This is a genomic window from Mycobacterium sp. IS-2888 (genome assembly GCF_001954215.1).
Lineage (GTDB): Bacteria > Actinomycetota > Actinomycetes > Mycobacteriales > Mycobacteriaceae > Mycobacterium.
Genome location: NZ_MBET01000025.1, coordinates 66,635 through 87,683, shown reverse-complemented (window position 1 = coordinate 87,683; position 21,049 = coordinate 66,635). Strand labels below are relative to the sequence as shown.

The window sequence follows — 21,049 nt, the reverse complement described above, 5'->3', positions numbered from 1 at the left end:
TCGCGCTCGGGACCGCTCGCGGCATACACCACCGCGTCGGGCGCCAGGGCGATCAAGGCGTCGGCATCGTTGGTGGCCGCGATACCCAACGGTTCGATGCCAGCCAATTCCCCGGCGTCCTGGCCGACTTTGTCGGGCGAATGCACCCATACCCCAACGAGTTCCAGGTCGGGCCGGCGGCGGATCGCATCGATGGCGATCGACCCAACTCCCCCCGTCGACCACACAACGGTACGCACGGGGTTCACCTCCCTACTCATGAGCGGCCGCGGCGCGTTCGAGGTATGGCCACGCCACATCGGGCGGCCCGGCCCACTCCGGCGCACGCAGGTCGAACCTAAGCGTGAACATCAACAGCACCATAACCTAAAATTTGTTCGTTAGGATAGTGTGCGCTCTCTTAACAGGAGGTACGAAATGGCAGCTCAGCGCGTAGTGGTCTGGGCGACCGGCGGCATCGGGTCGATCGCGATCCGCACTATCCACCGACGCCCCGATCTGGATCTGGTCGGCGTGTGGGTGCACTCCGCGGAGAAGGTCGGCAGGGACGCCGGCGAACTCGCCAATGGCGAGCCGATCGGCCTCGCCGCCACCAATGACGCGGACGCGCTGATCGCCCTCAAACCCGATTGCGTCATCTACGCGGCCAGCGGTCCCGAGCGCGACGGCGCCGCCGTGCCCGACTACTTGCGGCTGCTAAAGGCAGGGATCAATGTCGTGTCGACGTCGTCCACGAGTCTGGTGTATCCACCTTCGTATGTCGCGCCGGAATGGCGCGACCAACTCGAGGCGGCCGCCAGCTCCGGCGGCGCATCCTTCTATGTCTCGGGCATCTTTCCGGGTTTCGCCTCGGATCAGCTGGCGTTGCTGATGACTACGCAGTCGAAGCGAATCCGCACCATCACGGCGAGCGAGGTCGCCCTCAACGACCATTACCCGGTGGCCGACGTGATGATGGACGGGATGGGCTTCGGCCGTCCACTCGATTTCGAGCCGATGCTCTCGACGCCGGGATTCATCGAAATAGCCTGGAAGGCACCGATATACCTGATCGCGAGCGGGCTCGGGGTCGAGGTCGAGCGCATCAACGGTTCCCTCGACAGGGAGCTGACCGATCGCGATATCGAGGTCGCGTTCGGCACCGTCAAGGCGGGCACCTGCGGCGCGGTGCGGACCCGCGCGGCGGGCGTCGTCAAGGGCCGCGAGGCCATCGTGATCGAACACATCATCCGGATGGCCCGCGACGTCGCCCCCGGGTGGCCGACGTCGGAATGCGACGCGACCTATCGGGTCGACATCGAAGGCGATCCGGACATTCACTGCGTCATGACCCTGGGGGCGGCCGAGGGTCGCGGCGCGGGGCGCGCTGCGATGGCGGCCACGGCCATGCGCGTGGTCAACGCGATCCCGTACGTGGTCGATGCGCCGCCCGGGCTGCTCAGCTCGCTGGACATCCCGACGACCCTGCCGCGGGACGTCTTTGATTGAACGTTGACGCAGCTCTCAGCAGGCACGTAGCGTACGTGGACAAATATTAGGTCATCTAGGAGTTTGGGTGTTTACACTGCGTTTCGATATGCGCGCTCCTTCCTGGGGAGCGCCGCCAGCCGCGCTGTACGCCGCTGTGCCCGAGATGTGTGCCTGGGCCGAGGATCACGGTGGCCTCGCCGCCGTGCTGTGTGAGCACCACGGGTCCGAGGACGGGTACCTGCCGTCGCCGATGATCCTGGCGCCGGCCATTGCGGCGCGCACACAACGGCTGGCGATGAACCTGATCCTGATTCTGCCGTTCTACGACCCGGTCCGGCTGGCCGAGGACATGGCGGTCCTCGACATCGTCAGCGGGGGGCGGGCGTCCTACACCCTGGCGCTGGGGTACCGGCCCGAGGAGTTCGAGCACTTCGGCTTGGAAATCACCAAGCGCGGCAGGCTCGCCGACGCAAAGCTCGGGCTGTTGCGCCGGTTGCTCGCCGGAGAAACCGTTGACGAGGATGGGCGTCGCATCACGGTGACGCCCACGCCGCTGACCGTGGGCGGGCCGTCGATGATGTGGGGCGGTGGAACATTGGCGGCAGCCCGCCGCGCCGGCAGGTACGGCCTGGGCATGCTGGGCAACGCCAACGAACCCGGCATGCAGGAGGCCTACGAGGAGGCATGCCGCCAGCACGGTCATACGCCCGGCCCGACGATGTTTCCCAGCCGCGACACCCCGTCAGTCGTTTTCGTGGCCGAAGACGTGGACCAGGCGTGGGAAGAGCTCGGCGAGCATCTGTTGCATGACGTGCGAACCTATGCCGCCTGGAATCCCGGGGACGAGACGACGGCCGGCTTCTCGCACGTAGCCACGGTGGACGAGCTGCGCGAGGCCGGGAAGTCCCACGTGATCATCTCTGTGCCGGAAGCGATTTCGCGGGTTCGCTCCGGGCAGGTACTCAACTTGTCGCCGTTGTGCGGCGGCTTGCCGCCCGAAGTCGCGTGGCCATACCTCAAGCGGGTTGGCGAGGTCGTGCTGCCCGAGGCTCTGTCGGAGAGGACATCGCTATGACCAGTGCGACCGGGGTGTACTACGACCCGTTCGATTTCGACATCGACGACGACCCGTATCCCGTCTGGAAGCGGCTGCGCGACGAAGCCCCGCTGTATCACAACGACAAGTACAACTTCTACGCGTTGAGCCGGTACGAGGATGTCTCTCGCGAGCTGATGAACTTCGACACCTTCAGGTCCGGCCGCGGCACCACCATGGACATCATCATGAGTGGTGTCGAGGTTCCGCCGGGAATCATCCTCTTCGAGGACCCACCGATTCACGATCTGCATCGTCGTTTGCTCTCAAGGGTTTTCACGCCGCGGCGGATGGAGGCGATCGAGCCGCTGACCCGGGCGTTCTGCGTTCGTGCGCTCGACCCGTTGGTGGGAACGGGAAAGTTCGATTTCGTCGAGAACCTCGGTTCGATGATCCCGATGCGCACGATCGGCTACCTGCTGGGCATCCCCGAAGACAGCCAGGAGTCGATTCGCGACCGCGGCGGCCGATCACTCACCCTCAAAGAGGGCACGTTCAGGCCCGCCACGAAAGAGTTTTTCGAGCAGAGCTATCAGATGTTCGCCGACTACATCGACTGGAGAGTGGACCACCCCTCCGATGACCTGATGACCCAGTTGCTCAACGCCGAAGTCGAGGAGGACGGATCGACCCGGCGGCTGACGCGGGTCGAGGTGCTGCAGTACACCAGCATGATCGCCGGCGCGGGGAACGAGACCACCACGCGCCTGATCGGCTTCGCCGGCCAGCTGCTGGCCGAACACCCCGACCAGCGGCGGCAGATCGTCGAGAACCCGTCGCTGATCCCGATGGCCATCGAGGAGGTCTTGCGCTACGAGGCGCCCTCACCGGTCCAGGCGCGGTACGTCGCCCGCGACGTCGAGTCTCATGGCACGACGATTCCCGAGGGTTCGATCATGTTGTTGCTCAACGGATCCGCCAACCGCGACGAGCGTAGGTATCCCGAGGGCGAGAAGTTCGACATCCATCGTGGCGACACCCATCTCAGTTTCGGCCACGGGCTGCACTTCTGCCTTGGATCGGCGTTGGCGCGCATGCAGGCGCGGGTCGCCTTGGAGGAGGTCATCAAGCGCTGGCCGGACTGGGAAGTCGACTACGCCAACGCCCGCAAGGCACACACGTCGAGCGTGCGGGGCTGGTCGAAGCTGCCGGTCTTCACCGGCTAGGCGCCTACTTGGGTTGGTTCGGGACGCCCGGGAACAACTGGCCCGTCGGCCCCGCGGTCACCCAGCCGCCCAGCTTCGTCACGAGATGCGGCGCGAAAACCGCGCCGTAGAGCACATTTCCGATGACGACTGCGGCGACGATGGACAGCACCGATGCTTGCAGACGACTCGTCGACCTTTTGTCGGCCCACGTCTCGATGACATTTCGTCCCTCCGAATCGGTCCGCCCGAGGAGGTAGGTGAAGACCATCATCTGGATGCCCATCGCGAGGGAGTCGTACAGCGGATACTGATGGATGGTCCCCTCACGTATCGCGAGCCCGGAGATCACGCGGCCGTAATAGAAGACGCCGAGCTTCGCGCCGAGGAACCCGTTGAAGAGCAGCGCCCAGCAGAACCCGATGACGAGGCCGACAGTCAATAGCGTTGTGGGCCTGCGCCATTGGAATTTCGAGCTCAGCCATCGCCCGAGCGCCGCGCCCGTCACGGCGGGCAGCACGAAGTAGGAGATGTAGCCGATAGGAACGAACAAGGGCAACCCACCCCACGTCATGTTCAGCGGCCACCACGACGGCATGCGGGGGATAGCGGGCGGGAACTGTGCGTACATCGCCCAGTCGTAGGGCGCCTCGATCCACGAGAACGAGATCGCCGAGATGCAGAGGAGCAGGAGCGGGTGCACGCGGCCCTGGCGGATGCTCAGGTACAGACCGACCGCGGTAAACGCGATGCCCCCCACGATGGCGAAGCCACTGGCCGCCTGCATCAACGGCGTCATCGCGGTGGTCATTGGTCGCGCCCTTGACCCCGGCGTGCTTGTGGGTCGTAGCGAAGCACCAAGCCGAATATCAGGACGATCAGGCCGAACAGCGTGCCGAGCATGATGACAGCGCCCACGTCCGCGCCCCTTTCGCTACGAGGTCGAGTAGATAGTGGATGCTATCTTAAAAGACGTGTCCCAGCGACCCTCCACAACGAAGACGCCCCCTGCCGCCACGCGCCGACCCCGTGGCGCGCCGCGCAAGCTCCTGCTCGACGCGGCGCGAGATCTGTTTGCGCGCCAGGACTACCGCAGCACCACGACGCGTGAAATCGCCCAGGCTGCCGGCGTCACCGAACACCTGCTGTTCCGCCATTTCGGTTCGAAGGCAGCGCTGTTCCGGGAGGCCCTCGTCCTGCCGTTCACCAGTTTCGTCGACGAATTCGGCCGGACGTGGCAGTCGGTTATCCCCGAGGAGACCAACGAGGAGGACTTGGCCGGGCACTTCGTCGGGCAGCTCTACGACGTGTTCGTCGAACACCAGGGTCTCCTGTTGACGCTGATGGCATCGCAGACGCTGAGCGCGGAGGAAATGGCCGACGCCGGCATTGCCGACGTCAGGCGGGCGCTGAAGGTGCTCGGCCGGATCAGCGCCGAGGGCATGCATTTGCGTGGGATGCGCGCGGATCATCCTGACCTGCCGGCCCATTCGACGGTGGCGATGATCGCCGGCATGGCCGCGTTGCGTTCGACGTACTTTGGGACCAAGCAGCCGTCGAGGAAGGTCATCGTCGAGGAACTCGTCCAGGCGATCCTGCACGGCTTCCTGCACCGCAACGACTGACCTAAGGCCATCGCGCCTCGAGCGTGACGCTGCAGTCACGCTGGAGCTCGAACGTGACTGCAGCGTCACGTTCGAGCCCCGCAGCGTTACGCCCGCGACGGCCGTAGCAGGCCCGACGCGACGATCGCGACGGCCATCCACGCGGCCGCGTAGCCGAAGGCGACCGCGGGCGACGCCACCGTGTAGAGCACGCCCGCGACGACCGTGGCCACCACGTCACCCGTTGCCTGTACCGCACCGAGCACACCGAATCCGCTGCCGCGCAACCGGTCCGGAAGCAACTGGGAAACAACGGCCGATTGGGTGGGTTCGGCCAGGCCGATGCCCGCTCCGGCAAGCGCGAAGCCCAGCGCGATGGCTAGCGCGCTGTGCGGGCCGGCCGCAAACACCGCATAGCCCATGACATAGACGGCCGCGCCGGTGGCGAATACCGTGCGTGGGCCGGTCCCGTCGTACCATCGCCCGGCAATCAGCGAAGCCGCCGTGGCGACCGCGTTGTGGAGCGCGTAGATCAGGATCGCCAGCGACGTCGCCGCGGTCACCGTCCGGTGCGGGGAAGTGAGTAGCTGAGTGGAACGCAGGATCAGCAGAGTTGTTGCGACGTTGCCGAATTCGAATAGCGCCACCGGCAGCAAGGCGCGCAGCATTCCGGCGTCGCGCAGAGCACCGAACTCGAATCTCCGCCTGGCCGGGCGGCCGTTGGAGTGGTTGCGGCGACGGGCCTCGCGTGCGGCCACCAGGATCGCGGCCACGGCGAACAACCCCGGAATTGCGGCCAGGTACAGCGTGGGGCGGATGCCAACCCAGGCCACCAGCCCGGCCGCGAGCAGCGGGCCCACCACCGCACCCAGGTTGTCCCCGGCGCGTTCGAGCCCGAATGCCCTGCCGTGTGCCGAGTCCGGGATCAGGGACGCCAGCAGGGCGTCGCGCGACGGCCCCCGCACGCCACGAGAGACCCAGGCGAGGGCGCGCAGAATCCCGACCTGCCATACCGTTACCGCCGCGCCGATCGCCCCGGTCGCCAACGCGGTGCCCAGGTAACCGGCCGACGAAACCCGTCCTCGCCGGTCGGGATCGTTGGCGAGCGGTCCGCCGACCAGCTTCATCACGCCGATCAGCGCGTCGCTGATCCCGTCGATGACGCCGAGTGCGGCCGCGGAGGCGCCCAGTGTGCCGGTCAGAAACGCGGGCAGCACCGACGTGGTGGCCTCGTGGCCCGCATCGGAGAAGAAGCTCGCCGCTCCCACCGCCCCGACGCCGGGGGTCAGCCAACGCCGGTCGCCGGCGTCGTCGATTACCGCGTCACGACGATCCTCGTCGGCGTAACCGGTCACGCGCTTTGATCCACCAGGACCGCGCCGTCGGGTTGATTCCCGAGCGTCTGGAGCGCAATGTCGTCCCCCTGGGCCGTGAGGCGAACGATCTGGGCCAATTGCCCGGGGGCGTCGCACTGCAGATAGTGATCGGCGCTTGGCAGCACCCAGTAGCGGTTTCGACCGGGCTTGTCCTTGAGATACGCCTGCCAGACGTGGTTGGGGACACGCAGCGGCGAGACGTTGTCGTGCACGCCCCAGACCACCGTGGTGTTGACTTCGCTCTTGGAAAGCGCTTCGAGCCAACTGGTTTCGTCGGCGGCGCGCTCGTTCAGGTACTGAATCGTGTCGGGCAGCACGCGGATGCCGTCATTGTGGGCGAAACATTTCGCCAGGGCGGCGATCTCCGGGTCCTGCGCCGTCCGCCGCGGCATGAAGGTGCTGGCTCCCAGGCCGGCCGCGAGCAGCTCCGGCGTCGTCGCCGCCGCGGTGGCGCGTCCCGTGGCGGGGTCGAGCATCGCGGTTTGGAACGCGGTGAGGTTCGACAGGGGCAGGTAGATGTTGGCGTTGGTCAAGATGAGGTCGACGGGCACGGCCGCTTGGTCGTGCGTCGCCAACATCTCCAGCGCGATCATGCCGACACTGCTTCCTCGATCGTGGGTGAGCATGCGGTATTGGCTCAGGTTCCACACCTGGGTGATCGCGTAGACGAGCAGGCGCGCGTCGTCGTACAACGAATAGACGTACGGCTCCGGTGGTTTGTCGGACAATCCGTAGCCCGGAAAGTCCAGCAGATACATGTCGAACTCGGCGCTCAGCTCATTTGACAGGGCGAAGTAGTCGATGCTCGACGTCGGAAAGCCGTGCACCAGTACCAGTGCGGGTGCCCCGGGCGTGCCGCAGCGGCGGCTGAACACGGTAAGTTCCTGCCCGTCGTTGGCAGCGGTGGTCGACCGCCAACGAAGTTCGGTACTGCCCTTCTGCCACTCCGCGAAGATGTCCAAGCTGCCAGCATCCCAGAGGGAATCGCGGTTAGACAACACGTGTCACAGAAAGTTCGGGCTATGCCATTTTGCCCGCCTCACAGCGACAACGGGGCACGTCGGTGTAGCAATGGCCGGGGTTGTCGCTGTGAGGCGGGCAAAAGGTCACCCGCATATCTCTGGTGACTGTAGTGACCGATGGGACTGCGAGAGCCCTTCACGGGCACGTCACGTGAATCCCGAATGTCACCTGACGCGTGCTGCTTTGTCCGGGCGCCGACCCTTGGCCCGCCCCGGTCACCGTGTAGCTCTTGCCCTCCTTGCTCGCCTGGACCTGAGTCGGAGTCTGCACCGACTGGTAGGGCAACTGATATTGACCGTCTTCCACCTTGAGCGAGATGGCGAAGCCGTCGACGCTCGGTGGTATCTCGTCGGACAGCGCCAGCGATATCGACGCTGCATCGTCATGCACGGTGATGCGGGTGGTCAGATCTCCCGACTCCGCCGGTGTCGCACTCGGTTTCGCCGCGGAGGTACTGCAGTCGACTCTGCTGTAGATGGTGTGGGTGTGCTGGTCGAGCATGACGGTGGCGCCGGACACCGCCGGACTCGAGCTTGCCGGAGGGGCGCCTCTTTTGGTGGAACAGGCCGACGTGACGGCCACCAGGACAACGACACCGACGACGATTTGTCTCACGGCCACGCTTCCCATCTGATCATGGTCCGCAGCGGGCCGGCGAACACGGGTCGTACGGCAGACGATCGCCACCGCTCTTCGATCAGCGGCGCCATCGCACCGGTGACGGTGAGCGGGTCGTCGTCGAGGTAAACGACGGTGATGTATTGGTGGTCCCTTCGCCAACCGCGCGGTATCTGCCAGGCGGTGGTGGACCCGAATGTCCAGGCGCCCGCGGTGCCGGGCGTGGCGAGCAGTGCCGGATAGTGTTCGGCGTGCAGCCATTGCAGCCACTCGTCGGAGCGGCCGTTGGTGGGCTCTTCGACGATCAGCAGGATGCCGCGGTGCGGCCGGAACGGCACGACCTCCGCGGAAATGAGTGCGCGCGGCGCGGATTGCCACTGCAGGAGGCGCAGCCCGGCCACTTGCAGCGACGGTCGTGTGGCGGGGAAGCGGCCATTGTCGCGCAGGGTGCGACCGAGTACGACGAAGTCGTCAAAGGTTTGTTCCACGGGGTCGCCGACCAGGTAGTGCACGGCGTTGCCGACCTCGCCGAGCGGTCCGTCGGCCGCCAAGCGATGCTCGGCGTAGTCGCCGTCGGCGATCCAGCGCAACCCGTGCACGATGCCCGGCAGTTGGTATTGCTCCGGCATGTGATCCAGCAGGTGCCAGCGCAAGTAGCTGCCGTCGTCGTCGGGTGGTGGCGCCGCGGTGAGGCTGAAAACACCTGCCTTGACCCGGTTCACGGGGATCCCTCGGGGGCGTGCAGCTCCGCGAGCGCGTGCAGATTCTCCAGGTAATGCTGCAGCGACGTGTGGGTGAACCACGCGCTGACGATGGTGGCGCCGTGTGCGGCGGTGTCCGCGAGGACGTCGCGGGTGCGTTCCGGCTCGTTGATCGGGTCCAGCGGCACCGCGGGTGGCAGGACGACCTCGAACCCGGGCTGAAGTTCGAAGCGGCCCAACCAGTCTCGGACCTGGCGTGGGCTCACGCTGAAGGGAGCCCAGCCGTCGGCGAGTGTCGCGGCCCGGCGCAGCGAGCGCAGCGTGCGTCCACCGATCCAGATTGGCACATGTTCCTGGACGGCGCAGGGGTCGACGACCATCCCGTCGAACGCATAGAACTCGCCGCGGTATGCCGGTTCGACGACCGACAGGGAGGCGCGCAGCGCCCGCAACGCATCGTCGCCGCGCGGTCCGCGATCGTCAAACGGCGCCCCGATGAGGTCGAACTCTTCCTTGAGACTGCCCACGCCGACTCCGAGAATGAGTCGGCCCTTGCTGACTTTGTCCAAGGTGCCGTAGCGCTTGGCGATCTCGAGCGGGTGGTGATAGGCGAGCACCAGCACGTGCGTGGCCAACCGTATTCGCTGGGTGCGTGCGGCCAGGTAGCCCAGCGTGGCCAGCGGATCCCAGTAACGCGTGCCGCGGCGAGCCCGTTCGGCAGCGGGCAGCGCGATGTGCTCGCTACAGGTCAGGTGGTGGTAGCCGAGTTGGTCTGCGGCTTCGGCAATCTGCGCCAGGTCGTCGATCGACGCGGTCTTCTCCCAATCGCCACTGGACCCGGGCAGCATCGTCACCACCGGCGTTGCGACCGACAGCTTAGCGGCGCTCATCCCTGCATGTACCCTCCGGCGTCGACGGGAATCGATTGCCCTGTGATGGTACGGCTTTCGTCGCTGGCTAGGAACAGCGCCAGGTTGGCGACGTCGTCGGGCGAGGAAATATCTTGCAGCGCAACTCCTTTGAGGGACGTTGCGCGCTGAGTCGCGAAGTCAACGCCTTGCTCGTCGGCCATCCGTTGGACCCAGTCGCGAAACAGTTCGGTGTCGATGGCGCCGGGCACTATGCAATTACACCGAATGCCGTACGAACCCACTTCCAGCGCAACGGCCTTGGTGAACGCGCGAAGCGACGCCTTCGCCGTGACGTAGTGCGTTTTGCGAACCATGCCGGTGTAGCTGGCCGTCGAGGAGAAGTTCAGGATGACCCCGCGACGGCGCTGCAACATCGACCGGTTGAGCACCTCGCGGGTGCACAGCATCGCCGCCGTGACATCGATGGCGATCGTGGCGTTCCAGTTGTCCAGCGTCTGCTCCCAGATCCAGCGGTCCTGACCGGGCGCGGCCGCGTTGTTGCAGAGGATGTCGACCTGGCCGAACTCGTCGACCGCTCGCGTCACCATGGCGGCGACGTCACGCTCGTAGGTCACATCGGCCCGCATCGCGATGGCACCGGGACCCGCCGCTTCGGCGGCGCTATGGACCAGCTCCTCGCGGCGTGCGGCGAGCAAGACCCGGGCGCCCTCGCGGACGAACATCGAGCCCAGCACCGGCCCCAGTCCGGTGCTGGCCCCGGTGATGATCGCGACCTTGCCGGCCAGCCGGCCCATCATGTTTCGAGCCACTCGTGGATTCGCTGGGCGACGGCCTCCCAGCCGGGCTCGAGCATCATGTCGTGGCCCATTTTGGGGAAGAGCTCGGCCTCGACGCGATACGCACGCGCGGTCGCGCGGACTTCCCGCTGCGTGAAACAACCGTCTCTCTCGGCGCCGATGACCAACAGCGGGGTGGTGATGCGACTTGGTCTGGGCAGGTTGAGGAACAGCATGTCGAGCACGTGCTTTCCGAGATTCTCTTCGCCGAGCTGTGCGGTGTAGCGCGCCAGGTCGGCATCGGGAGTGAGCTCGGAGAAGAAACTTTCGCGGGCCAATTCGGGTGTGGCACCGATGCTGCGCAGTGATTTGGTCTTCGCCAGTTCCGTTGCGGTCAACCACGGGTGGCGCCGGAACCTGCGCAGCAGGAATCCGGCGACCCCTCTCACAGGGACGGGGGCGAGCAGCACGGCGGCCGGCGCATCGTGCGACTCCAGGTACTTCTGCACGACGAAGCCGCCCATGGAGTGGCCGATCACGATGGGTGGTCTGGGCAGGCTCCTCGCGACCGAATCGACGTCGTCAACGAGATCCGCCATCGAACAAAATTGCATGCGCTTGGGTGCGGGGCTCTTGCCGTGCCCGCGAAGGCTCAGGGCCAGCGATCGGTAGCCCTTGTCCGCGAAGAAGTCGAGGAAATGCTCGTCCCAGCACCACGCGCCGTGCCAAGCGCCGTGGACGAAGAGCAGTGGTATGTCGGATTCATGGGAGGGCCGCTTTTCGATCACTTCGAGCACGCCGCTGAGATTAGCTTTAGGCCACCCGTGGCGAGGCGGAACTTAGAATGTGACCGCTGCCGAGCCCTAGGAAGTGCTGCACCATGATGCCGGATTGTGAACAGCGCACGCTGGTCTTGTCCGCGTTTCCGGCCGAGGCCGACGCGGTGCTGTCGCACACCACGCTGGACCCCAAGCCCGTGGTGGTTGCCGACCGTCGGCACTTTTACCTCGGCACGATCGCAGGCAAGAAGGTGGTCGTGGCGATGACCGGCGTCGGCATGGTGAACGCCGCCGACACCACCGAGATCGCCCTCGCGCATTTTGCCCACGCGACTTCCATTGCCGCGGTGGTATTTTCGGGTGTCGCCGGCGGCGGCGGGCGCACCAGCATCGCGGATGTCGCCGTACCGGCGCGGTGGACGCTGGACGAGGGCGCGAGGTTTCGTCCGGTCGATGCCGGCATGCTGGCCACGGCCAAGAAGTTGTCGGTCGAGCTGGCGCACGTCAACCTGCCGCGCTACCCGCAGGTGTTCGTCGGCGGCGACGGGTGCAGCTGGGACAACAACAACGGCGCGGCGTTCCCCTGCATCCCGAACGGCGGCAACGTTTTCGGCTGCGAACCCGGCAGCGCGCCGGACCGGTCGCGTTTGCATACCGGCAACTTCTTTCAGGCGGCGCTGCCCTGGCTGAGAAAGGCGCTGCTCAGCAACCTGAAGATCAGGTCGGCGGCAGACCCGGCCTTCGACGCGACGGACATGGAGACCGCCGCTGCGCAGGCCGTGGCGGACGCACACGGCGTCCCATTCCTGGGGATCCGCGGTATCTCGGACGGGCCCGGAGACCCACTGCACCTGCCGGGCTTTCCGTTCCAGTTCTTCCACTACTACAAGGTCGCGGCCGGCAACGCCGCCCGGGTAACCGAGGCGTTCCTGCGAAGCTGGGGCGACTGAAGTTCTATTCGGGACCGCGGCGCACCGGGCGGCTCGGGTCCGAACACCACTCGGACCATGACCCGGGAAACAGCGACGCCGCGCGGCCGGTCGCCGCGAGCGCGGCGATCACGACACTTGCCGTGACCCCCGAGCCGCAGTAGGCGCCCAACGGGCTGTCACCAGAGATACCGCGATCGGAAAGCAATTGGGCGAGCGCAAGATCGCCGACAAACGTGCCGTCGGCGGCCAGCACCGCGGTGCTCGGCAGGTTCTTCGCGCCGGGGATATGACCGGCGACGGGGTCGAGCGGTTCGACGTCACCGCGGAAGCGTTCCGGCGCGCGAGCGTCGAGCAACGTCACGGCGCCCGATTGCTCGGCAGTCAACGTCGGTCGGCCCCCGGCGTACAAATTGTCGTGCGGCACAGTCACATTCCCCGGCTGCGGGTCGACGAGACCGCTCTCCAGACCGTGTCCGGCGGACCGCCACGCCGACAGGCCGCCGTCCAGAATCCTTACGTTCGGCAGCCCCGCCGCGGTCAACACCCACCACGCCCGCGCGGAGCCGGCGCGATTCCAGTCGTCATAGACCACGACCGCCGAGTCGGTCCGAATACCCCAGCGGCGCGCGGCGGACTCCAGATCGCGGCCCGACGGCAGCGGATGTCGTCCGCGGCCGGCAACCGTGTGATCGCTGAGCTCGTCCTCGAGTGACACATACACCGCGCCCGGGATGTGGCCCTCCAGGTACGCCGGTCGCCCGTCGGGCTCGTCGAGGCGCCAACGCACATCCAGGACGGTGAGCGGATCGCCGGCCGCGATGAGGTCGGCCAGCTCCGTGACCGTGATCAGGACCCGGTCGCGCGGTTGCACCGATCGAGCGTAGCTACGCGGTTCCCAGCGATGCCAGCATGCCCGCCGCCGCGCGTTGCCAGGTGAAGTTCTCCGCGCGGCGCCGCGCGGAACTGCGGCGGTGCCGCTCGGGTCGGCTGACGATGGTGCCGACGGCTGTCGCGATGGCGAAGGGATCGTTGTCGGCCAGGGCGCCGCTGTCGGGGGTGACGATCTCGGTCAGCGCCGACGTGCGCGAGACCACGGCCGGCGTCCCGCACGCGAGCGATTCCAGCGCGGCGAGCCCGAACGTTTCGTGCGGCCCGGGTGCCAGGGTCACGTCGGCCGTGGCGAGCAACCCCGCGACCGCGTGGCGGTCGTTGATGAAGCCGGTGAAGTCGATCGGAAGCCGGGCGGCCTGCCGCTGCAGCCTGGCCCGCAACGGGCCCTCGCCCACGACGACCAGCCGGGCATCGACGCCGGCGTGGCAGAGGGCGCCGAGCGCGTCGATGCTGCGGTCGACGCGTTTTTCCACCGACAGCCGGCCGCAGTGGACCAGCAGGATCTGTTCCGGTGTGGCCCATCGCCGCCGCACCAGGTACGAGTGCCGCCGCGGGTGGAAGGTGTGCAGGTCCACGCCCAGCGGGACGGTGACGGTGTTCGTCGCTCCGATACGGTCGAATTCCTCGCGAGCGAAACCCGTGGTGCACACCACGGTGTCGTAGTTGGCGGCCGTGCGCCTATTGGCGAAGTCCGCGAACTTCTCCGCGGCCCGACGCGGAAGTATCTGTCCCACAAGGCGATCCAGGCGCTCATGGGAGATCATCACCGTCTTGGCGCCGAATTCGCGGCCCCAAGGCCCCAGCGATCGCAGCGTGAGCCGGTCGGAGACCTCCAGCGCGTCGGGTTTCAGCGACGCCACTAGCGCCCTGACCGGCCACGGCATCACCGCACGGTAGCCGCCGGTAAATGGAATCAGCCTGGCGGGCAGGGTGATTCGTACGACACCCGTCCGCAACTCGGTGTGCTCGGTCCGCGGGCCGGGGACGATCAGAAACACCTCGTGTCCCGTGGCGCAGTATTCGGCGCCGAGCCGGTCCACTGCGGTGCGAAGGCCGCCGGAGCGCGGGCCATAAAAGTTGGCGACCTGTACGACACGCATACCGTGAGGACACCCGCCGCGCCTGTGCACTCAACGATGTGGAACCGACGGGTGCCTGAACAGTGGGTGAATTCGTCGGCGGAAGGCCTGCTCGTCTCACTCGGCGTGGCGACGGGCGAGAATCGCTGCGGTCTCGCGGTCGGCGGGCAGGAACGCCTCCAGGCGCAGCTCCGACACGGTGACGTCGAGTGCGGTGACGAACGTCGAAATCGTTGCCACCAGCCGTACGTCGCCGTCGGGGGAGCGCAGGTGCAGCGGCACGGCGAAGCCCAGCGATTCGATCGGCTTGCCGCCCGGCGCCGGCAGGCCGTACGCCTCCAGTTCCTCGATGAGCGCATCGAGCCGTGGGTGCGGGCCACGCTCACGCAGACCATGCAAGATGTGCCGGCGCCAATCGTCGAGATTTACGATGCGCGCGGCCATGCCCTCGGGATGCAACGCGACGCGCAACACGTTGATCGGTGGCTTCAGCAGCGACGCCGGCACCCCCTCTGTGAGCAACCCGAAGGCGCTGTTGGCGGCGACGAGTTCGCCGAACCCGTCCATGACCATCGCGGGATACGGCAGGTGGCCGTCGAGGACGTGTTGCAGCGCCTCCCGCACCGGTTCCAGCAGCGGCGCATCCGGGGGCGACTCCGGGTGCGCCGGCGCGAAGCCCGCCGCCGAGAGCAGCGCGTTGCGCTGCCGCAGCGTCAGTTGCAGCGAGTCGGCCAACCTGCTGACGATTTCGCGGCCCGGCACTGATCGCCCCTGCTCCAGGAAGCTCAGATGCCGCTGTGTGGTGCCGGCCTCGTTGGCCAGGTCGATCTGACTCAGCCGGCGCCGGGCGCGCCATTCGCGCAGGACCGCGCCGAAGTCTTCCGGCGCCGAAACGGACATGCCAACAGTCAACTCATTTGTCGCGCTGGACGCTATTCCTTGCAGGGAATTGCCGTGCATCATTCCCGGCGACACGATCGCGATATGGATCAGCCAGTCTGCATTGGTGTCATGCCGCCGCTCGCCGCCGAGCCCTGGGCCGGGACCGATCTGCGTGGGCTCCTCGACTTCGCCCGCGCCGTTGAAGAGCTGGGGTTCGACTCGCTGTGGGCCAACGACTCGTTGGTGCGGCCCCGCATCGAGGCGCTGACGTTTCTCTCGGCAGCGGCCGCCATCACCGACCGGATCACTCTGGGCACCGCTGCGTTACAGCCGGTGCTGCGGCGGCCGGTGCAGACCGCACAGGTGCTGGCCTCGATTGACCGGCTATCGGGTGGGCGGCTGGCGGTGGCGGTCGGCGCCGGCTTCCCGGGACTGTCCGAGGTGGAATACGCCGCGTCGGAGGTGCCATGGGCCCGAAGGTTCGCGCGCCTCGACGACACCGTCGCGTTGTGGCGCCAGCTCTGGAACTCCAAGGAGCCCAGCTCTTTTCATGGTGCCGTGCTGCACCTCGACGACATTCCGGCCGGCATCACTCCGTTCAACGCGTCCGGTCCACCGGTGTGGCTGGCCGCGGACACCACCGGTGCGCGGGCTCGAGCCGGCCGCTTGTACGACGGGTGGCTCCCGTATCCCCCGACGCCGCAGGGCTATCGGTCGGGTCTGCTCGAGGTGCGCGCCGCCGCCCAAGGTGCTGGGCGCGGCGCCGATGCCGTCACGCCGGCGTTGTTCGTCACCGTGCTATTGACAGACGATGCCGACGGAGGGCGAGCTGCCTTGGATCACTTCGCAACCCAGACATATGGATTCGGCATCGATGTTGTCGAGCAAATCCAGACGTTCGCGGCCGGGACACCCGACGCCGTGACCGCCCGGCTGGCAAGCTTCATCGACGCGGGCGCGCGGCATCTGGTCTGCCGGATAGGTGTCCTCGGTCCCGATGGGTTCATCGAGCAGCTGCACCGACTTTGCAACGTAACGGTGGCGCTGCGATGATCATGCGGCCAGGGCCCGATCGAGACCAGACCGTGCACGGCCTACTCGACGAATATCGTTCATTCGCCGAACTCATTGGCGCACTGGATGATTCGGACTGGATCCGTGAAACCCGCTGCTCGGGGTGGCAGGTGCGCGACGTCGCCGGCCACGTGGTGGGCCAGGTTCTCGACACGGTCGGCGGCACCATCGGCAGTCGCACGCCCGACGACCAGGCCGCGGCCCTGCGCGGCGAATCGCCTGAGGCGCTCGCGGGGCGACTGCGGAGCGCAATGGATTCGGTTGCGCGCCTTGCGGAGGTGTTCGACGACGCGGCCTGGTCGGGGCCAAGCCCGGTCCCTGGACTCACCCTTGGCCAGGGCGTGCACGCGCTGCTGAACGACGCCTACGTGCACGCGGACGATATTCGGGCCGCCGTGGGGCTGCCGTTCGATGCCGGCCCTGGCCTGCGCGCCAGCGTTGACTTCGTGCTCGGTGCGCTGCAGCGCGATGACGCCGCCGCTGCAGACCCGGCCGTCGCGCGCTTGTTGGGCGTCTCGAGCGAGCGCTTCGAGCAGGAAACCGGCATGGCGGCGCACGATTTCTTGCTCGCCGCCACCGGCCGGGGCGATCCAACGCGCCTAGGGTTGCCCGTCAGCGTGAACATCTACCGCTGAGTTGTCACATCCGTCACTTTGGCCTCCCGGGGGAAGGGGTGCTCGTTTTGCCCGCCTCACAGCGACAACTCGGTCGGTGTCGCACCCGTATGTGACCGTTCGATGATGAACCTTCAAGGAATCGAGCTTCGTTACGTGCTCGCGATGCAATTGGCCGTCCACGGGCCGGGAACCATCGCCGAGTTGATCAATGCGCTGAAATGGCACGGCTTTTGCGTGCGCGGCAGGCCATCGAAGGTCATCTCGGATGCGCTGCGGTGGGAGATGGCGCGCGGCAGGGTGCGGCGACTTGGGCGGGGTCGCTACGGACCGGGCTACATGCCGCGTGGCACCGAGCATCGGATACACAAACGTGTGCTGGAGTTGCGGGCGGCGGCCAAGTTGTCGCTATGAGGCGGGCACAAAGGGTGCCGCCTCTCCGGCGAGATTCGTGAGGCGCGTGTGACGTACCGAGGACGACGTAGATTTAACTCACTCGTCGTCGGCGGCGTTGAGCAGCTGCACTTCCTCTAGATCCATCTCGTTCTGCAATTCGCGCAGCACGATGTCGTCGATGACCTTCTGGTTGCGCAGCGCGGTGATTTCGCGGCGCTTGTGTTCGAGCACGCCGAGTCGCACCCGCCGGACCTTCTCCTTGCCCTTAAGCAGGCGGCTGTTCGCCGAACCGTCCTCGGTGGCTTGGGCGAGCGCGGCCTTCTCCTCGTATTCCTTCTGCAGGCGCCGTCGCAGGTCGTCACTGATGCCGACTTCGTCGGCAACCGTCGGCAGTGCGTCGAGGGCGGCTTGCACGCCGCGGGTGCGGGCGAGCTCCAATTCTTGTAGGTAGGTGACGTCGTCGGGAATCTTCGCCCAGCGGACCACCGCCGGCAGCGTGGTTCCTTGGACCAGGACGGTCACCAGGATGACGACGACCACGATGAAGATGATCAGGCTGCGGTCCGGGAACGGCGCGCCGCTGAGCGTGGTCATCGGGACGGCCACCGCCGCGGCGAGCGACACGGCTCCGCGGAATCCGGCCCACGCCGTGAGGAACCGCTGGCGCCAGTTGACGCGACGGCTGCGTTGCAACTCGCGGCGGTCGATGAGGCGAATGAGAAGAGTGGTGACCTCGCCCCACACGATCCGGGACACGATGACCACCCCGGTGATGGCGAGAGCGAGATACAAGGCGTGGCGAAATCCGCCGTCGACGCCCGCGATGCCGCGCAACGCACCCGGGATCTGCACCCCGACGAACACCCACAGCGAGCCGTTGAGCAGGAATGTCGCGATGTCCCAAAACCCGTAGGCCGTTAGGCGGGAGCGGGCACGGATCACCAGCGGCCCGGCGTACGCGAGCACCAGGGCGGACACCATGACCGCGACCACACCGCTGAAGTCGAAGGCTTGGGCCAACAGGAACGCGGCGAACGGTGTCAGCAGACTCAGGGCGCCTTCGTCCTGGGGTGCGTCGATGTGTTTGCGGATGAAGGTGGCCGCGCAGCCGACGAGCAGCCCGGCGGCGATGCCGCCGACGTAGGACAGGATGAACCGGCCGGTCACTTGCAGTGGGCTGATGGCCGATCCGCCGATCGCGACTTGGACGCTGACGGCGAAAAGCACCAGCGCGGTGCCGTCGTTGATGAGGCTCTCGGCCTTCAGTACGGTCAGCTGGCGGCGCGGCAGTTTTTTGGCGAGGCCGGCCACCGCGGCGGCGTCGGTGGGGGACAGCACCGCGCCCAGGACGCCGGCCGCGTGCGGGTCCATGCCCAGCGAGCGCGCGGTCCACGACACGGCGGCCGCCGTCGCGATCACCAGGGCGACGCTGAGGATGACGATGATGCGCGCGTTCGCTCGGATCTCGCGAAAGCTGGTGTTGATGCCTTCCCAGTAGAGGATCCCGGGCAGGAACAGCAGCAGCACGACCTCGCCGTCGACATGCACATGACCGAAGTGCGGGATCACACCTACCAGTGCGCCGAGCAAGATGAGGAGCACCGGGGGGCCCACGCGATACCGCCGGCCGATGACCGTTCCCACGATGACGGTGGAGACGAGCGCGACGACGAGTTCAAGGCCAAACACCAGCCCATCCTGCCGGACGTGCTCGACCTGCGCCGCTTGGGGTTTGAGTCACACCCGCCCCACGGGCACCGTCAGGGAAGGGGCAGGTGAATTTCAAACGCGATAGCGCATGCGCTATCAGATTCGAGAGTCATGTGGGTGCCCGCAGACCGATTGGCTCAGGCGAACTTCGGCGCCCGCTTGTTTACGAACGCGTCGATGCCCTCGCGGCCGTCGGGGTTGTCGGCGCATGCCGCGATGATCCGGCCTTCGATCTCCATTTGCTCCTCGAGGCCATTACCGAAGCTCGTGAGCAGTAGTTTCTTCACCGCCGAGCTGGAAGCTTTTGCGGCGCCGGCCATTTCAGCGACCAGCGAGTCGACGCGGGCGCCCAGACCGTCGTCGGGCAGGACTTCGGTGACCAGTCCCCACCGCGCCGCCTCCACGGCCGAGAGCCGTCGGTTGGTCAGCATCAGGTCCTGGGTGCGGCGGACGCCGATCAGCCGCGGGAGATAGTAGGACGAGCTGCCGTCGGGGCTGAGGCCCGCCTTGGTGTAGGCCATGGTGAACGACGCGGACTCGGCGGCCAGCACGAGATCGCCGATCATCGCGAGGCTGAATCCAGCCCCCGCCGCGACGCCGTTGACCGCGATGATCAGGACGGCGTCCATCCGCGCGAACGTCGAGATGGCTCGGTGCAGGTCGTCGGCAAGGCGTTTGACGAATCGTCCGGGGCCGAGCGGCGAGGCGGCCATCGCCTTCAAGTCGCCGCCGGCGCAGAAGAACCGTCCCGCGCCGCTAAGCACGACCACCTTCGTCTCGGGGACGTCGCATTGCGCTGCCGCGTCGACCAACTCACGCGCCAGCGTGTCGTCGATGCCGTTGGCTGCGTCCGGCCGGTTGAGCACAATTCGGGTGACGGGTCCGTCCTGCGCGAAGGTGAGCGTGTCATAGGTAGTCATGGCCGGCAACATTAACCCGCCGCGCGGGTCGGGCCTATGTGCAGTCGCAGCAATCGCCGCAGTCGCAACAACAGTCGCAGCCATCGCAGCAGAAGATGCAACCGGTTCCGTCGCCGCCGCCGCGGCGTTTGGCCACTGCGCCGGGTTCTTCGCCCTCTGGGCCGGCGGGATTGCCGGGACCGAAGTTGATCGGTTCCTGCTGGCCGTGCGGCGTTCCGCTTTGCGCTCGGTAACCGGCGCCGGTGAAGGTGCGCGAGACCGCCCGGCGCACCTCGCGCGTCAACAAGCGATGGGCCAGGCGTCCGTCGCTGAACTCCACGTCGGCGAGCGCCAATTCGATGCCGAGCACCGCGTCGTCGCATAGCACGCGTGCCTCCGTCAGAGGAGTTTCGGTGGCGGCCAACGGATTCCACTTGCCGCGCGCCAGGTCGTCGCGGTAGTCCTCGACCGCGTCGAGCAGGTGCGCCACTCGCCCGAACAGCCGGCCGATCTCGCGCAGCGGCGCCTGGTTGGCCGGGCGGCCGGCCAGCACGGCGGTGTGCGCGAACGCTTCGGCGACCGCGGTCTCGGTGGGCTCGGTCACCGCGAGCAGCGAGCTGCCCGGCCCCGCCGTGGCCTCGAGCTCGGCCTGCCGGTCCATCGCGGCGACGAGCACGCCGGTATCGAAGCCCAGGCTGTGACCGGCCTCGGTGCCCTGACGCACCCACCGCTCGGCTACGCGACGCGCGGCCGGTCGCACCCCGACCGCGCCGACCACGCCGTCGCGGTCGTCGACATGATCGCGAACCCGAGCGGCGGCCAGCGCCAGCGACACCACCGCGGCCAGCCGCACACACTCACCCGTGGCAACGTCCGCGCGCCGCAGCCCGCGCAGCGGGCACCGTCCGGCTTTGCGGCGGGTCGGCTCGCCGGCCGACTGGGCCTCGACGAGCAGCGAGACCACCAGGCCGTCATAGTTGGTGGCGATCCGCGCGACCTGGCCGTAGTCGTCGCGCAGGGCCAGACACAATCCGCACAATTGGGCCGTCCATGCGGCAGCGAGCTCGTCGCCGAGCCGATGACGGCAGGGCCGGATGATGCCAAACATTGGA

The 21,049-nt window shown here is 67.1% G+C and carries 22 protein-coding genes and 1 pseudogene; 8 read left to right on the top strand and 15 right to left on the bottom strand.

All coding sequences use genetic code 11. The features are described from left to right. Positions 1 to 260: pseudogene (locus tag A5745_RS04460) on the bottom strand (dihydrodipicolinate reductase); the annotation flags it as partial. A 157-nt stretch (positions 261 to 417) separates the two neighbouring features. Between A5745_RS04460 and A5745_RS04455 the strand changes: the two are divergent. The 3 genes from A5745_RS04455 (at position 418) to A5745_RS04445 (ending at position 3,732) form a co-directional block, all read left to right on the top strand. Continuing rightward, positions 418 to 1,488 carry a dihydrodipicolinate reductase gene (locus A5745_RS04455; protein WP_076115239.1) on the top strand — a complete coding sequence of 357 codons (1,071 nt, stop codon included), beginning with the start codon at positions 418 to 420 and terminating at the stop codon, positions 1,486 to 1,488. Positions 1,489 to 1,555: 67 nt separating this feature from the next. Then, positions 1,556 to 2,545: an LLM class flavin-dependent oxidoreductase gene (locus tag A5745_RS04450; protein WP_076115238.1), complete on the top strand. Its 990-nt coding sequence runs from the start codon at positions 1,556 to 1,558 to the stop codon at positions 2,543 to 2,545. After that, positions 2,542 to 3,732, top strand: a complete 1,191-nt coding sequence (locus tag A5745_RS04445) for a cytochrome P450 (protein ID WP_076115237.1) — start codon at positions 2,542 to 2,544, stop codon at positions 3,730 to 3,732. The genes A5745_RS04450 and A5745_RS04445 overlap by 4 nt, the downstream gene beginning before the upstream one ends. Before the next feature lie 4 nt (positions 3,733 to 3,736). Here the strand turns inward: A5745_RS04445 and A5745_RS04440 are convergent, their stop codons facing one another. Continuing rightward, a complete protein-coding gene (locus A5745_RS04440) occupies positions 3,737 to 4,522 on the bottom strand; it encodes a spirocyclase AveC family protein (protein ID WP_076115236.1) in 786 nt (261 codons plus the stop codon). A gap of 163 nt (positions 4,523 to 4,685) precedes the next feature. Here A5745_RS04440 and A5745_RS04435 point away from each other — a divergent pair, with 163 nt between their 5' ends. Further along, a complete protein-coding gene (locus tag A5745_RS04435) occupies positions 4,686 to 5,336 on the top strand; it encodes a TetR/AcrR family transcriptional regulator (RefSeq protein ID WP_076061033.1) in 651 nt (216 codons plus the stop codon). 86 nt (positions 5,337 to 5,422) lie between these two features. On the opposite strand, the gene A5745_RS04430 is transcribed toward A5745_RS04435, so the two are convergent. The 7 genes from A5745_RS04430 to A5745_RS04400 form a co-directional block, all read right to left on the bottom strand. Further along, positions 5,423 to 6,670 (bottom strand): MFS transporter, encoded by a 1,248-nt coding sequence (locus A5745_RS04430; RefSeq protein ID WP_254848497.1) that lies wholly within the window; start codon positions 6,668 to 6,670, stop codon positions 5,423 to 5,425. Further along, complete coding sequence (locus A5745_RS04425; RefSeq protein ID WP_076115235.1) at positions 6,667 to 7,653, bottom strand: alpha/beta fold hydrolase; 987 nt, start codon at positions 7,651 to 7,653, stop codon at positions 6,667 to 6,669. The genes A5745_RS04430 and A5745_RS04425 overlap by 4 nt, the downstream gene beginning before the upstream one ends. 196 nt (positions 7,654 to 7,849) lie before the next feature. Beyond that, positions 7,850 to 8,344: a lipoprotein LpqH gene (locus tag A5745_RS04420; protein ID WP_076061036.1), complete on the bottom strand. Its 495-nt coding sequence runs from the start codon at positions 8,342 to 8,344 to the stop codon at positions 7,850 to 7,852. Continuing rightward, entirely contained in the window at positions 8,326 to 9,054 is a 729-nt protein-coding gene (locus A5745_RS04415) for a hypothetical protein (RefSeq protein WP_076115234.1), read from the bottom strand. The genes A5745_RS04420 and A5745_RS04415 overlap by 19 nt, the downstream gene beginning before the upstream one ends. Continuing rightward, the gene (locus A5745_RS04410; protein ID WP_076115233.1) at positions 9,051 to 9,923 is read right to left on the bottom strand and encodes a TIGR03619 family F420-dependent LLM class oxidoreductase; all 873 of its coding nucleotides are present in this window, start codon (positions 9,921 to 9,923) and stop codon (positions 9,051 to 9,053) included. Before A5745_RS04410 ends, A5745_RS04415 begins: the two co-directional genes overlap by 4 nt. Further along, positions 9,920 to 10,714, bottom strand: coding sequence for an SDR family NAD(P)-dependent oxidoreductase (locus A5745_RS04405; RefSeq protein ID WP_254848496.1), 795 nt, complete (start codon positions 10,712 to 10,714; stop codon positions 9,920 to 9,922). Before A5745_RS04405 ends, A5745_RS04410 begins: the two co-directional genes overlap by 4 nt. Beyond that, positions 10,699 to 11,478: an alpha/beta hydrolase gene (locus A5745_RS04400; RefSeq protein ID WP_076115231.1), complete on the bottom strand. Its 780-nt coding sequence runs from the start codon at positions 11,476 to 11,478 to the stop codon at positions 10,699 to 10,701. Before A5745_RS04400 ends, A5745_RS04405 begins: the two co-directional genes overlap by 16 nt. 83 nt (positions 11,479 to 11,561) lie before the next feature. Here A5745_RS04400 and A5745_RS04395 point away from each other — a divergent pair, with 83 nt between their 5' ends. Continuing rightward, positions 11,562 to 12,410 (top strand): hypothetical protein, encoded by an 849-nt coding sequence (locus A5745_RS04395; RefSeq protein ID WP_083662709.1) that lies wholly within the window; start codon positions 11,562 to 11,564, stop codon positions 12,408 to 12,410. A 4-nt stretch (positions 12,411 to 12,414) separates the two neighbouring features. Here A5745_RS04395 and A5745_RS04390 read toward each other — a convergent pair whose 3' ends face one another. From A5745_RS04390 to A5745_RS04380, 3 genes are all read right to left on the bottom strand, one after another. Then, the gene (locus A5745_RS04390) at positions 12,415 to 13,263 is read right to left on the bottom strand and encodes a sulfurtransferase (protein ID WP_076115230.1); all 849 of its coding nucleotides are present in this window, start codon (positions 13,261 to 13,263) and stop codon (positions 12,415 to 12,417) included. A gap of 13 nt (positions 13,264 to 13,276) precedes the next feature. After that, on the bottom strand, positions 13,277 to 14,383 hold the full coding sequence (locus tag A5745_RS04385; RefSeq protein ID WP_076115229.1) for a glycosyltransferase: 1,107 nt from the start codon (positions 14,381 to 14,383) through the stop codon (positions 13,277 to 13,279). Positions 14,384 to 14,479: 96 nt separating this feature from the next. Beyond that, the gene (locus A5745_RS04380; RefSeq protein ID WP_076115228.1) at positions 14,480 to 15,262 is read right to left on the bottom strand and encodes a helix-turn-helix domain-containing protein; all 783 of its coding nucleotides are present in this window, start codon (positions 15,260 to 15,262) and stop codon (positions 14,480 to 14,482) included. An 84-nt stretch (positions 15,263 to 15,346) separates the two neighbouring features. Here A5745_RS04380 and A5745_RS04375 point away from each other — a divergent pair, with 84 nt between their 5' ends. From A5745_RS04375 to A5745_RS04365, 3 genes are all read left to right on the top strand, one after another. Continuing rightward, positions 15,347 to 16,297, top strand: coding sequence for an LLM class flavin-dependent oxidoreductase (locus A5745_RS04375; RefSeq protein ID WP_076115227.1), 951 nt, complete (start codon positions 15,347 to 15,349; stop codon positions 16,295 to 16,297). 32 nt (positions 16,298 to 16,329) lie between these two features. After that, positions 16,330 to 16,953: a maleylpyruvate isomerase family mycothiol-dependent enzyme gene (locus tag A5745_RS04370; protein ID WP_254848495.1), complete on the top strand. Its 624-nt coding sequence runs from the start codon at positions 16,330 to 16,332 to the stop codon at positions 16,951 to 16,953. 105 nt (positions 16,954 to 17,058) lie between these two features. Beyond that, positions 17,059 to 17,346: a hypothetical protein gene (locus A5745_RS04365; protein ID WP_076115226.1), complete on the top strand. Its 288-nt coding sequence runs from the start codon at positions 17,059 to 17,061 to the stop codon at positions 17,344 to 17,346. A 78-nt stretch (positions 17,347 to 17,424) separates the two neighbouring features. Here the strand turns inward: A5745_RS04365 and A5745_RS04360 are convergent, their stop codons facing one another. The 3 genes from A5745_RS04360 to A5745_RS04350 all read right to left on the bottom strand — a co-directional run bounded on the left by A5745_RS04360 (position 17,425) and on the right by A5745_RS04350 (position 21,045). Then, positions 17,425 to 19,017 carry a Na+/H+ antiporter gene (locus A5745_RS04360; protein WP_076115225.1) on the bottom strand — a complete coding sequence of 531 codons (1,593 nt, stop codon included), beginning with the start codon at positions 19,015 to 19,017 and terminating at the stop codon, positions 17,425 to 17,427. 158 nt (positions 19,018 to 19,175) lie between these two features. Further along, positions 19,176 to 19,958, bottom strand: a complete 783-nt coding sequence (locus A5745_RS04355; protein WP_076115246.1) for an enoyl-CoA hydratase/isomerase family protein — start codon at positions 19,956 to 19,958, stop codon at positions 19,176 to 19,178. A 34-nt stretch (positions 19,959 to 19,992) separates the two neighbouring features. Next, complete coding sequence (locus A5745_RS04350; protein WP_076115224.1) at positions 19,993 to 21,045, bottom strand: DUF5685 family protein; 1,053 nt, start codon at positions 21,043 to 21,045, stop codon at positions 19,993 to 19,995. Positions 21,046 to 21,049: the final 4 nt, after the last annotated feature.

Excerpts from the sequence above, each read along its gene's own strand:
- A5745_RS04445 (WP_076115237.1), top strand. The coding sequence starts at position 2,542 with ATGACCAGTGCGACCGGGGTGTACTACGACCCGTTCGATTTCGACATC.
- A5745_RS04375 (WP_076115227.1), top strand. The coding sequence starts at position 15,347 with ATGGATCAGCCAGTCTGCATTGGTGTCATGCCGCCGCTCGCCGCCGAG.
- A5745_RS04420 (WP_076061036.1), bottom strand. The coding sequence starts at position 8,344 with ATGGGAAGCGTGGCCGTGAGACAAATCGTCGTCGGTGTCGTTGTCCTG.
- A5745_RS04385 (WP_076115229.1), bottom strand. The coding sequence starts at position 14,383 with ATGCGTGTCGTACAGGTCGCCAACTTTTATGGCCCGCGCTCCGGCGGC.
- A5745_RS04395 (WP_083662709.1), top strand. The coding sequence starts at position 11,562 with ATGATGCCGGATTGTGAACAGCGCACGCTGGTCTTGTCCGCGTTTCCG.
- A5745_RS04440 (WP_076115236.1), bottom strand. The coding sequence starts at position 4,522 with ATGACCACCGCGATGACGCCGTTGATGCAGGCGGCCAGTGGCTTCGCC.
- A5745_RS04365 (WP_076115226.1), top strand. The coding sequence starts at position 17,059 with ATGAACCTTCAAGGAATCGAGCTTCGTTACGTGCTCGCGATGCAATTG.
- A5745_RS04355 (WP_076115246.1), bottom strand. The coding sequence starts at position 19,958 with ATGACTACCTATGACACGCTCACCTTCGCGCAGGACGGACCCGTCACC.
- A5745_RS04350 (WP_076115224.1), bottom strand. The coding sequence starts at position 21,045 with ATGTTTGGCATCATCCGGCCCTGCCGTCATCGGCTCGGCGACGAGCTC.
- A5745_RS04380 (WP_076115228.1), bottom strand. The coding sequence starts at position 15,262 with ATGTCCGTTTCGGCGCCGGAAGACTTCGGCGCGGTCCTGCGCGAATGG.
- A5745_RS04455 (WP_076115239.1), top strand. The coding sequence starts at position 418 with ATGGCAGCTCAGCGCGTAGTGGTCTGGGCGACCGGCGGCATCGGGTCG.
- A5745_RS04410 (WP_076115233.1), bottom strand. The coding sequence starts at position 9,923 with ATGAGCGCCGCTAAGCTGTCGGTCGCAACGCCGGTGGTGACGATGCTG.